The sequence below is a fragment of the Fluviispira sanaruensis genome, from assembly GCF_004295685.1.
In the GTDB taxonomy this organism is placed as follows: Bacteria; Bdellovibrionota_B; Oligoflexia; order Silvanigrellales; family Silvanigrellaceae; genus Silvanigrella; species Silvanigrella sanaruensis.
Genome location: NZ_AP019368.1, coordinates 1,024,504 through 1,036,479, shown reverse-complemented (window position 1 = coordinate 1,036,479; position 11,976 = coordinate 1,024,504). Strand labels below are relative to the sequence as shown.

Here is an 11,976-nt window from a genome sequence, read left to right as displayed (position 1 = left end):
TACACCTGAAAACGATTCAATTGCAATTGTCTAGGTCAAATTCAAAATAGAATATTCTGGTAAAATTTAAATTTTATATTTCTTTCTTTTTGCATCGATCGCATTCCGACTTATGCCAAGACCTGTATGCGCTTTTGCAATACTGTTGTGTCTATTGATAGCATTTATCAGAATTTGTTTTTCAATCTCATCAAGGAGATCATTGAGAGCATGATCTGTTTGAAAGGCGTGCTGTAATGAATTTAATAATTGCATTTCACACTGAGTATTTTCAAGCGAAGAATCTGTGTTGATTTTTATTTCATTTTCTTTTGCTTTTTCAATATTCTCATTGGGCAATTGCAAATGATGAATATTTAAATCCTCTTCGTGCAATTGAGAGTTGATTAGCATGCGTTGGAGGGTTCTAAAGAGTTGTCTAATATTACCTTTCCAATAGCATTTTCGACATTTAAAAGCTATTTCTTTAAGCAACTCATCTTGAATGCTTATCGCTTCCTGCTTAAAAAACATCGCTATAAATAATATTAAATCATCTAAACGATTGCGTAAAGGGTCAAGGGTCAACTCTGCTCCACTGATTCTGTATTTAAAGTCCGCAAGCATTCTACCTGCTTCAACCTCTTCGTCCAGATCCTTTGTCGTAGCAACAATCAACTGAAAATACGAGTGAATGATGCGCATATCCCCAACTCTGCTATAACTTCCGTCGTTTAATACTCTTAAAAGTTTACGTTGAGTTGGAATATCGAGACTCTGCACTTCGTCTAAAAATAAGATACCATTATTTGCTGCTGCAACATATCCATTGGTAGTTTCGTTTGCCCCAGTAAATGCCCCTTTTTTATGCCCAAAAAGCAAAGAATTTGTAAGATCATTGTCTAAGAGGGGACAATTGACTGTGACAAATGGAATCATACCTTCCAGTTCAACTCTTTTTTTATGTAATATTTTTGCGAATTCTTCCTTTCCGGTCCCTGTTTCGCCAAATAAAACAAGAGGTATTTTTTTGTTCTTCGCCACACCGCTTAAAAACTTATCGTGTTTAGAAGAAATTATAACCCCATTCTTATAAATTTTATATAAATTATCATTTAAATAATGATTCAAAGCGACTTCAAGGGTGTCTTCACTTTGCAATGAAAGTTTTTTCTGTGCAGCTGATTTAATATAAATACCAATCTCGTCGGCACTTGTGATTGGCTTACGTAAAAAATGGGTTGTTCCAAGCGCAAATGCTTTCTCAAAGATGGCTCGATCCATATTTTGAGACATAGTCAGGACTGTGAGCTGAGGCTGATTGACTAAGGCAAATTGGATGATTTCGAAACCAAGTTCATTGTAAACGCCTTGCGTTTCTTTGGTTAAATGAACTTCAGTCAACAAAAAATCAAAATTTTGAAAGGTAAGCATCTGCTTTGCATCTGCGAAAGTCGATGCTCCATAAGCTATCAGCCCACAATTTTGAGCTAGTAATATATATTTCTTTAATTCTTCATGGCAATCTTCAACAATAAGTATACTTAGCTCTTCAAATTTCATAGAGTTATCACCATTAAATTTTTCGATTACAGTACTTTCTGTAAGATTTTTCTTCTTATTGGATTTACTGTTTAGCATTTTTGTAGCACTGAAAGCAGAGTTGGAGTTACTAGGTAAGAATTTGTATGGAATAAATACAAAAAATTAACACAAAACAAACCCTTCATCAGAGTTTTTTAAATATATACATTTTATATCTTTTCGCCAATCCTATTTTTACATTTCAATAAGTAACTGATAATTTTGGATAAATAAGATAAATTTTGCCATTAAGGTTAAATAAAACTTTTACGAAAGACAAAAATAAATGAGCTTTCTTGCAGCAAAGCACATTTATAGAGGAATATAACTGCATGCAAAGTAAGAGTAAAGAGAGAAATTCATGTTTTCTGCCAATACCTAATCTGCAATATTAGATAAAAGTAGGGCAAAAGGGTCATTTGATATCTTTATTTTTAAAAAATAACAATAATTAATTTATTAGAAGCCAAAAACAGAAGTATCGAATAATTTATAGTATTTTATAATAATTCTAAAAAGCAACAAACCGCAAAACTCGAAACATAAAACTTGCTTTTACAAAGAATATTTAACCCAGGTATAAGCGGCAATAGCAAACGATCAAAAACATTTATTTTTTGGTAAGCAAAATAATCTCTCTTGATAAAATGATAAATAAAATATAACCTTGCTGGAAAGAGGTATGCTATCCTTAGAAAATAAGCATACAAATTACAGCAATTTTTCTACACAACTGAATTTACTTAGAAATTTATGGAGAATCCCTTGAGCTTTTTCTATTCCTCTAATAAAAATTTCTTAAAATTTCTTTCAATTTTATCATATTTTTCATTTTCAATTTTAGTCAATTCAGCAATAATCGCTCAAGAAGAGAGCGCTATTCAAAATTTAAACTCAAATCTTGATAATATAAGCACCTTAAAAGAAAATGCCCAAAAACTCTCAGATGTTAACCTCGAAAAGAGCAAAAGCACTCCCGCAGCACAAATCGATGTACCACAAGAGAGTAAAATTCCACCAAAACCTGGAAGTTTGCTCGATCGTTTTTTTGGACGCACCATTGGTGTGCAAATTCAAATCCAAAAGGATTCTAACGAAAATACTGCAATTCTAACTGAACTCATCATTATTTATAAACCTGAGCTGTACGCAAAAATTGCTTCATTAAGCATGCGACAATGGTTTAGCAATTCTCCCGAGATAAAAAATTTACGAGAATCCCCTGATATTGCAATTGCACGCCTTGAGCTGACCCCTGAAACTCTTTATTCTCAGTATTTTATGAAAGTAAAAAGCAGTGCTGTTGGTGGACTTTTATTTACTCGCTTACAAAATAACTTAGATACATATCCACCCTATATAAATCCATATGAAAATCTCAATCTCAATTTCTTTTACAATGGCTTTGATTTTAAACAAAATTTGGAGAAATAAATGTATATCGATGCTTATCAAACTCCTCAAGAAAATAATATATATATACAACAAAATTTAGTTTCAGATGCCAAGCAAAAAAGAGAGACTGATAATATTGATATTTTTATCAATCAAGAAGTCGCTATAAAAAAAATAAATGACCAATATTTCTTCCCATTAAACACTGAAATTGGCCTCGACCTTAACCATTCCTTTCAAACAGCATTCTCTTGTAATTATGCAGCACAGAAATTCAAACTTAATAATAAAGATGGCTCTGCTTCAGAAATAAGTAACTTTTGGTATTGCGGTAATTCTTTTGCTTATATTCCCTATGCTAGTTCCATCTTTCATCCAAAAATAAAATTATTTGGCGGAGCAGGTGAAGCTTATGGCAAGCAAATCAATGGAGCATCAGCTGTTCCCGAGAGTTTAAAATTTTTTACTCTTAAACCCTCTCTTGATCTTGAAATAAATGTTTTGCAAAATCTAAATTTTTCGCTTGGTACAGCCTATCAATTTTTATTTTCAAATGACTCTGACTCTTTACGAGATCAAGTTTCCGGAGCAGAAGCTCATATATCAATTTCATTGAACTTTAGATAATAAGGAATAACAATGCCAAGCTTAAAATATATCCCCGATCAAATCATGTGGCATGACGGAATGTTATTATCTCCTCAACACTTTCAACAAGCATTTAAACGTTGTGAAAACATCATTCGATATCATAACTATGAATCTTCACCTTATCATTTCGGGATAAAAACTTTTAAAATTGATCAAACTGCATTTGCATCGGGGTTATTTAAAATTGAAGAATTAGAATGCATATTTCAAGATGGTTTAGAGTATTATTATAATTCTATCTATGATTCCGTTCAAGCTCAAATCGATCTAAGCAAATATAAAGATATTTTAGAAAATAAAACACTCACACTTTATTTAAGTATACCACGTATTCAAAATAAAAATAGCATTCTAAATAATACTTATTCACGATATAAAGTTGCAAATGTCGACAATATAGCTTTCGATGAAAATACGGGAGAAGATGAAATACCTATTCCGAGAGTCCGTCCCAATATTTCACTATTATTTGAGCATGAGCTCACACCTCACTATATATCTTTGCCATTATTTAAAATTTATCATGAAAATAGTATTTATAAAACAAGAGAATTTTCGCACCCCTCTACGAAAATAAATCGAGAATCGCCAGTTTGGAAGATTTGTCATTCTATTTGTATGACTCTTAGATATAAAATTCAAGATATTATTGAAACTTTGCAAAAATTTAGCATGATGAAAGAAAATACAGAGCTTCTCGATCGCATCGAAACTTTAAAATGCATGAAATCAAGCTTACCTCGCTTAGAGGCATGTATCCATTCAGAACAACTCCATCCTTTTATTTTATATTTAGAAACATATTCAGTTGTTTCCAATATACTATCAAATGAAATTTATGAGATGCCAGCACCATTGATCGAGTATAATCACTATGACAATTTATCTTGTTTTCAAAAGTTAAGAGCCATTTTAAATGAATATTTAGAAAAAGAAATTCCAACAGATTTTACCATATCAAAAGCTGTCAAAATAGATAATAAATATTCGATTCATGTGCATAAAGGCAATCTTGGAGTCAATGATTCAACACATTTCCTTCTTGGTTTCAAAAAGAATTCTGACATTTCACAAATAAATTTCTTAAGTTGGATAAAATCCGCAATTATATGTGACGAGGAAAATTTTGAAGTTATTCTCGAACGTAGAGTTCTAGGTATGCATAGAACTCTAATTGAAAAATACGAAAATTTAATACCTCAAAAAAATATCTATTTGGTAAGAGTCAAATTTGAAGCTGCAGTGAAAGAAAAAATTAGTATAATAATAGCACCCAGCATCAATGAAAACAGCGATTTTTCTCCAGATGAAATTCTCCTCTACTCAAGGAAGAAATCATGATGATATCAAATAATTATGAATGTCCTATTTTATTTACTCAAGAATGCATTTTTAAAATACAAAATCTTCTGTGCGACATAGATAATGCAATAGAGAATAAAAATAATTTAACAGAGAAAAATGATGAAAAGTTATTTAGTTTTGACGAAGAAAATACAATAAAAATATCTAATGATTTGATTGAATATATTGGAAATAAAATAGATACATTGAAAAAAAACAAAAACTATGACAATTCTGTTCTAAAATCATTACAATATATGCTCATAGCCTTTATTGATGAAAAACTTATAACAAAAAACTGGCCTGGACGTATTTATTGGCAAAACGAATCTCTAGAAAAAAAAGTATTTCAAAGCCGAGTCGCAGGTGATGTTTTTTTTGATAACTGCAAAAATATTATCATAAATAGGGATTATAAATATAGAGAACTTGCCTATTGTTATTATTTATGCCTCAGCTCAGGTTTCAGAGGCAAATATCATTCATATGAGTCTCAATTCAATATCGATCAAACTAAAACTTTACTATATCAGTTTTATAGTGAAAATAAAATTGAAATAAAATACAATATTGATGGAATTATTCCTCAATCGTCATTACTTATCAAATCTAATATCGATGAAAATATAAAGCAAAGAAAAATATCTTATTCATTGCTTTTAGTAAATTTTATTCTCATAACTACTTTTATAATTGGATCTTGCTATATCTGGTTTAGCAACACAGGTTTAATTGCTAAAAGCATAAATTTTCTAACAAATTTTTAGATGGACTCTTCTATGATTTTTGTAATGATATATATCATAATTTGCATTATTTTATTATTCTTTTCCTGCATTGCGCTTTTTCGCATTTGGAATCCTGATATATCAGTTTTTATTAAAAATGAATTTTTTAAACAATTTCTTTTTGACCGGTACTGGTTTTATGAAAACAAAAATGTATTACAAAAAAAGAATGTTATTTTTATTATTAGCAAAAATTCAAGCGAAATTTTTGCAGAATTAAATAACTTAAAAAATTTAAATAAAAAAACCTCTTTTGAAGTATCTTTTGCGGACTCTAAAAAGCCTTTTGAGAAAATTGAAATTGATGATTCCATTTTAATTTTTATTCATGAAAATCTTTTAGTTTGCGATAATGCAGATCAAATACAATTGAGTAGAAGACTACGTTTTACCTTGTATAACATAATGAAAATTAGAAAGAATAAACTTATAGATGGCGTCATACTTTACCCAGGAAGTGAGACATTTTCCAATACAAATAATCTTAATTTAGATTACAAACAAGAAGCCTTCTATTATTCACTCATTGTCAAAAAAATATGCAAAACATTGGACGCAAGAGTTCCAATCTTTTTTATTGATAAATCAGAAATTAAAAATCCGCCTCCATTGAATCTACTAAAAGATGATAACAATGAAAGTATTCATTATAACTTTGGTTTCTACCATAAGTCCTCCCCTAGAACCGAAAAATTAAGCCGGGAAATTAAAAATAGTATTGATAGTTGCGTAAATTCTTTAGAATCACAAATGCAGCATTTTTTACAAAAATCTGATAATGAATCACAAAGTCAAATAATTCTATATTTCTTCCAGCTAAAAACTGCTCTTATTTCGTTTTCTAAAAACTACTGTGATTTTTTCTATAGAAACTTTAATATCAATGAATCTTCGATGATTAATTTTCATTTTATCTTAAGTGAAAATTCATTTATAAATGAAAACAATACTCCAACACTTAATATGTTTGAGTATATCTCTAAATATCTGAAAGGAAACTCAGATTTTTCAAATCATTGTATTCAAAATAAAATTTATAAAAACTATGCTTTTGGAGCATTAACATTATGCAGTACTGCTTTTATCTGTTACTCACTCATTTCCTCACAAGAATTTTTGCATAATAAGGTAAATTTCTATTTAAAAAACTACACTAATTTAGATAACTTTATATCTGAATACTCCAATATTTCAAAGCAAATTGAAAATTTAGATGAGCTTAAAATTCAAAGTTGCGATCTTATCAATACTGCCAATTATCTCAATCAAGTTTCCTTTAATTATCCATTAAACTTTCCCTCTTGGAATTCAAATCTCAATGAGATTCTTGACAAAAAATTTGATACTAAATTTACAAGTTTCTATAGTAACTTCATTATACAAAACTTCAATTCAAAAATAAATGACTACCTAGTTACAAACAAAAAAAATATTTCAGCTACAGAAGACACATCCACGATACTGAGTCAAATCAATAAATTTGTCGATGAAAATGAAAAAATAACTGAAATCTACCTAAATATCCTTTCAAATGAACAAGGTAAGACAACTGATGGACTCTCATTTGCTGCTCAGTTTTTATTTGGCATTGACTGTTTAAAACCTAGACAAAATATTTCTCTATTTCAAAGCCTTGATCGCAGCAAAGTAATTGATCAAGTAAATATTGATTATAATTTCTTTAAGAGACAATCTCAAAACATCTTAAATGAATATATTCAAAACTACTTCAACACAATAATCAAAAATAATGATATCTATGTTGCAGTAAATAAAATTAATATTGACCTTATGCAAATAAAAAATATTAAAAAATCTGAAATCATTGCATTTAGCAAAACATTTATTACTGATGTTAATAATTTACAAAGTGCTATTCTAAAAGGCCAAATTGATTTTCAAAGTCTCAACTCTTTTTTCGGGAATAACTTTTACAACATGTACAAAGAGATTGAGGAAAATCCTACTTTTGGCAAAGAAATATTTGAAAATATAAATTCCATCGCTGAGGAACAGTTTAAACTCACAAAAAATAAAGTTGCCAGTTTTACACCTTTGGGAAATAACTTCCCTCTCATACTTATAAAAGATAACACTTTTTCTGTGAATCCATCACTCTTGAAATTATCAGATTCTCTCGAAAAAATGTTTCAAGCATATGACACAACAAATCAAAGTAATTTAATTCCACAAACAAAAGCATTTTCTTCCGATTTAAAATCAATAAACAATAATTTACCTACAAATGCACTCTGGTCCATCGATAATATTCAAAATCTTTTGCAAAGAGGATTAATCTTTAATACAGCCTCTGAACAAATAAACAAAACTCAATATCCAAAAGAGCTTTCTGATATATTCTCTTTTATAGAAGAAGAGCTTAACCATATTTTTTGGAATCAGCAGCTTCCTGCAAGTATGCAAATATATGATCTTAGCAACAAGGAAAATAACAATTCAGAACAGTTTACGGATCCCTATATCCAAAATATTCAATTATCTATTCCTGTATTAAAAGCAATCTCAAACTTGCTTGTCAAATATGAGCAAAATGATATTAATATTTATTTAAGTGAAATAGTACGGCAGCAGATTGATCGTCAGCTCAATAAAAATAACGATCTATTGAATTCAAGCGCATTTTTTTCACCTATTTATCCTGATTTCAACTGGTGGGATGGAGAGTCTTCTCCAGCATACAAAGCATTTAGCGTGACGAGCGATGAAGATCTTAAGCTTTACTTGAGTATTCAGCTTGATTCGTTAAAGAAATTCTTTAATAAAAATATTAATCCTATTCTTCAAGCAAAAAATTTATTCTTTACAAGCTCGAATAAATATTTTGGTAATGAAAAGCTCTCTGAAAACTTTTCAATCTTACAAAACTCGCTTGATTCTTCTGCCAAAGGGACAGCCTTTGAAACGCTCAAAGGGTTTCTTATAAATTCTGTTCTGCCCCTCCGAACAAGCAATTGTTCTGATTTTATCGCAAAAGATTTTGATACGATTTCCAAAAAGGATTTCTTTTCTAAAAAGCAAAATAATTTATACCATTCTCTTGCTGACAGATGTCAAAAACTCTTAATCAATCAAGCTTTTACTAATTTTGATCGTTTTGCTGACAATTATAATTCAGCAATTTCTGGAGAGTTTCCTTTTGCTGACAACAAAACGTCAGCTGACTCGGCTTCACTTGAAGATATAAATTTTATTTTCTCCTTGTATGCACAGCTCAAAAAGCAAGATCTCCCTATTCTGCAAAAATACAGCACGTTGTATAAAAACAGACTTGATATCCAAAAATTTGTTAAATATATGGATTCGCTGCAAAGTTTCTTTGCCATTCAGTATGACAAAGAAGGAAATCCAATCCCTGTCACTTGGAATGTTACTTTGGAATTTAGAACAAACTCTGCCAATGAAGTTCTCGGCAATCAAATCATTGATTGGTCTATGCAATCAGGAAGCCAAATGATAGGTTCGCGCCAAGGAAATATAACAAATGGAAACTTTTCTTGGACCTATCTACAACCCTTGCAATTTTCTATAAGTTTAGCTCAAGGATCGAAATATTCTTTGCAAAAATACAGCAGTGATAAAAATTTATTTATTTCAAATAACTCTGCTTATTTTACCATAAGAAACAGATGGTCTCTTCTAAAATTTATAGAAGATTACGCAGATTGTAATAAAAGCCATTACTGCAATAAAAATGATCTTAAATTTGAAATTCCTTTGAATGATAAAAAATCGATTCGTTTTTATATTTCTCTCTTTCTTAAAAATAAAAAAGGAACAAGAATTAACTTCCCAAAATTCCCTAAAACAGCTCCTTACCTATTAAAGAAAGCAGTGCAAAAAGGGACTTAATAATAAATTGAGGTCTATTATGAAAGAAGTAATCAACTTTAAAAACATTAAAGCAAATGTCTCAATACATAATGATGGCCCTATTTCAAAAGGGGCTAACATTGAGTCTTTCGAGGTTTTAAATGATACCGTCTCTGAAATATTCACTTTAAATGCCTCAATTAATTATTCAATACAAAATTCTAAAATTGATTTTGAAGATTTCCTCGCTAAAAATATTTCATTTAAAGTTGAATTTTTAAAGCAAAAAAATCCTCGTTATTTTTCTGGTATTATTTCAGATATAAACTTGAAAGCCCTTATGTCTTCAGAAGACAAAATAGAGCTTCAATTTACAATCAAACCTTATTTATGGCTATTAACAAAAAATAATGGATATAGAGCATGGAGTAATTTAAATTCCAAAGATGTGATCGATAATATTCTTAAAATATATAAGAATAAATATTCTAATTTTCAATATAAGTTTAAAATTTACGATCCAACATCTCTTACAAAACGAACAAACACCATTCAATATGGAGAGTCTGATTATGATTTTATATGTAGATTACTTGATGAAGATCACCTAAATTATTTCTTTATACACGGTGAAAAAGCAAGCGAACTGATCATTACAGATGAACTTGAAAGTTATTTTGAAAATGAAATTAATAAAAATAAAAAACCACTACAAGAGCAAATTATCAGTCAAAATCAACCAATATATAATTCTGATTTAAAAAATGATAGATCAATTGGTTATGAACATTCATTTTCCCTTAAATTTAATAAAATTTCTACTCTTCATTGCGACTTTAAAAAAGTTTCTGCCAATGCAAAATCAATTAAACCAGGAGAAACTTCTAGCAAAAATGGATTTTGCAATTGGACTGAAGTGACACATCAACAAAAATCAGAAGTTCCATTTGATCCTAAACAGGCCTTTGCTGATAAGGAACTTGTGCGTCGTAACAGTTTACACAATAAGATATATATTCAAAGCAATCTTCCCGATCTTGAAATTGGTAGAGAAATTTCTATAAAATATCATTCAAATGAAAATGCATTAAAGAAAAGTTTCTTTAAATACTTAGAAAACGAATATAGAATCATAAAAATTGATCATAAATTTAAAAAAGATTTATTGCTACAAAAAGAAAAATCTAGCATAATTTATGATCCACACTATTATTCATTGATAACGCTTATCCCTAAGTCGGATAAGTTAAATAAAAAATTAAGCGTCCAGAAGCAGAATTATTTTGTAACGACAGCCTATGTGCACGAAACTCAAACAGAAGAAGAATCATTGAAGTCATTTATGCGAATTCGAATTTCTTTTTTCTGGCAGAACGAAAAATCATCCGCAGAAGCGAACGGTTCGCCATTCGTCTTAGCGCGCATTGCGCAAATTTGGGCGAGCAATGAGTCTGGCTCATTCTTCGTTCCATCACCCGGAGATGAAGTTCTCGTTCTCTTTGAAAATGACATAGACTCTCCAATTATCATTGGCTCCTTATATAATAATTTTAATAAATGTAAATTTTTAATCGACAAGGATGAAGAAAACAAAGGCAAAATGCGTGGATTTGTTATTGGCAATGAGCACAGTTTTATATTGCATTCAAAGGATTACAATTCTTCTTTTGACTTTAGAGACAAATCCCATTCCCTTGATATACATAACAAAGCAAAAATGAATATCGATGAAAAAAACATTCATTTTAATCTCATAGATAAAAATAAAATCAATCTGGATGATGAAGGTAAAATGGAGTTAGAAAACTACAATTCGAAATTTAAAATCAAAGACAGCTTTGAAGTCAGAACAAAAAAAGTCGATATGGAAGGCGATGATATTATTCGAATGAATTCTATGAAAATAAAGAAATAACATACAAATTCAGGAAAATATTACGCCCACAAGTGATGCCTGATAGCAGATCTATTAAGATATGAACTTCACTCCCACATAGAATTTGAATAATGATTATCAGTTAAACTCATTGCTTGATCATTATCAGAAGTTACATCTTGATGCTCATAATTCATCCGCTCTAAATCTTGCACTACATTTGTAGTAAAATTATTTTCGTCACCGGCATGGCTGTTCGCTGTAGCGTTCAAGCTTTCATCATGGCCTGAAAAAATATCCCTGCTGGTTCCAAAATGTTCTGCCAATAGCAATTTCTGCTTCTCTTTTAATTTCCTTTTATCCATTAAAATTTCTTTAATCAAAGACTCTGGTCCGAGAATAGGAAATAAATCTGCAAGTTTAATTTCCTTATATTCAATCAATTCACGCAAAATCATGCCATCGGACAAAATATACTCAGAATGTATTGCGCTTTCAGTATCATTATTTGTAATCATATTGATATCC

At 29.9% G+C, this 11,976-nt stretch carries 8 protein-coding genes; 6 read left to right on the top strand and 2 right to left on the bottom strand.

The features are described 5' to 3' along the window. Positions 1 to 66 precede the first annotated feature (66 nt). Positions 67 to 1,542 carry a sigma-54-dependent transcriptional regulator gene (locus EZS29_RS04510; RefSeq protein ID WP_172603772.1) on the bottom strand — a complete coding sequence of 492 codons (1,476 nt, stop codon included), beginning with the start codon at positions 1,540 to 1,542 and terminating at the stop codon, positions 67 to 69. Between the two features lie 786 nt (positions 1,543 to 2,328). Here EZS29_RS04510 and EZS29_RS04505 point away from each other — a divergent pair. From EZS29_RS04505 to vgrG, 6 genes are read left to right on the top strand one after another with little or no spacing between them, the layout of a single operon-like run. Continuing rightward, positions 2,329 to 2,997 carry a hypothetical protein gene (locus tag EZS29_RS04505; RefSeq protein ID WP_130607009.1) on the top strand — a complete coding sequence of 223 codons (669 nt, stop codon included), beginning with the start codon at positions 2,329 to 2,331 and terminating at the stop codon, positions 2,995 to 2,997. After that, complete coding sequence (locus EZS29_RS04500) at positions 2,998 to 3,585, top strand: hypothetical protein (protein ID WP_130607007.1); 588 nt, start codon at positions 2,998 to 3,000, stop codon at positions 3,583 to 3,585. A 12-nt stretch (positions 3,586 to 3,597) separates the two neighbouring features. Next, positions 3,598 to 4,950: a type VI secretion system baseplate subunit TssK gene (gene tssK / locus EZS29_RS04495; RefSeq protein WP_130607005.1), complete on the top strand. Its 1,353-nt coding sequence runs from the start codon at positions 3,598 to 3,600 to the stop codon at positions 4,948 to 4,950. Further along, complete coding sequence (locus EZS29_RS04490) at positions 4,947 to 5,720, top strand: DotU family type IV/VI secretion system protein (RefSeq protein WP_130607003.1); 774 nt, start codon at positions 4,947 to 4,949, stop codon at positions 5,718 to 5,720. The genes tssK and EZS29_RS04490 overlap by 4 nt, the downstream gene beginning before the upstream one ends. A 12-nt stretch (positions 5,721 to 5,732) precedes the next feature. Next, positions 5,733 to 9,611, top strand: coding sequence for a hypothetical protein (locus tag EZS29_RS04485; RefSeq protein ID WP_130607001.1), 3,879 nt, complete (start codon positions 5,733 to 5,735; stop codon positions 9,609 to 9,611). Positions 9,612 to 9,630: 19 nt separating this feature from the next. Continuing rightward, the gene (gene vgrG, locus EZS29_RS04480; RefSeq protein WP_130606999.1) at positions 9,631 to 11,487 is read left to right on the top strand and encodes a type VI secretion system tip protein VgrG; all 1,857 of its coding nucleotides are present in this window, start codon (positions 9,631 to 9,633) and stop codon (positions 11,485 to 11,487) included. Between the two features lie 68 nt (positions 11,488 to 11,555). Here vgrG and EZS29_RS04475 read toward each other — a convergent pair whose 3' ends face one another. Then, on the bottom strand, positions 11,556 to 11,966 hold the full coding sequence (locus tag EZS29_RS04475; protein ID WP_130606997.1) for a hypothetical protein: 411 nt from the start codon (positions 11,964 to 11,966) through the stop codon (positions 11,556 to 11,558). Between the last annotated feature and the right edge of the window lie 10 nt (positions 11,967 to 11,976).

Bases quoted from the DNA above. Each gene is read 5' to 3' on its own strand.
- EZS29_RS04490 (WP_130607003.1), top strand. From the start codon at position 4,947: ATGATGATATCAAATAATTATGAATGTCCTATTTTATTTACTCAAGAA.
- EZS29_RS04475 (WP_130606997.1), bottom strand. From the start codon at position 11,966: ATGATTACAAATAATGATACTGAAAGCGCAATACATTCTGAGTATATT.
- EZS29_RS04500 (WP_130607007.1), top strand. From the start codon at position 2,998: ATGTATATCGATGCTTATCAAACTCCTCAAGAAAATAATATATATATA.
- EZS29_RS04510 (WP_172603772.1), bottom strand. From the start codon at position 1,542: ATGAAATTTGAAGAGCTAAGTATACTTATTGTTGAAGATTGCCATGAA.
- tssK (WP_130607005.1), top strand. From the start codon at position 3,598: ATGCCAAGCTTAAAATATATCCCCGATCAAATCATGTGGCATGACGGA.
- EZS29_RS04485 (WP_130607001.1), top strand. From the start codon at position 5,733: ATGATTTTTGTAATGATATATATCATAATTTGCATTATTTTATTATTC.
- vgrG (WP_130606999.1), top strand. From the start codon at position 9,631: ATGAAAGAAGTAATCAACTTTAAAAACATTAAAGCAAATGTCTCAATA.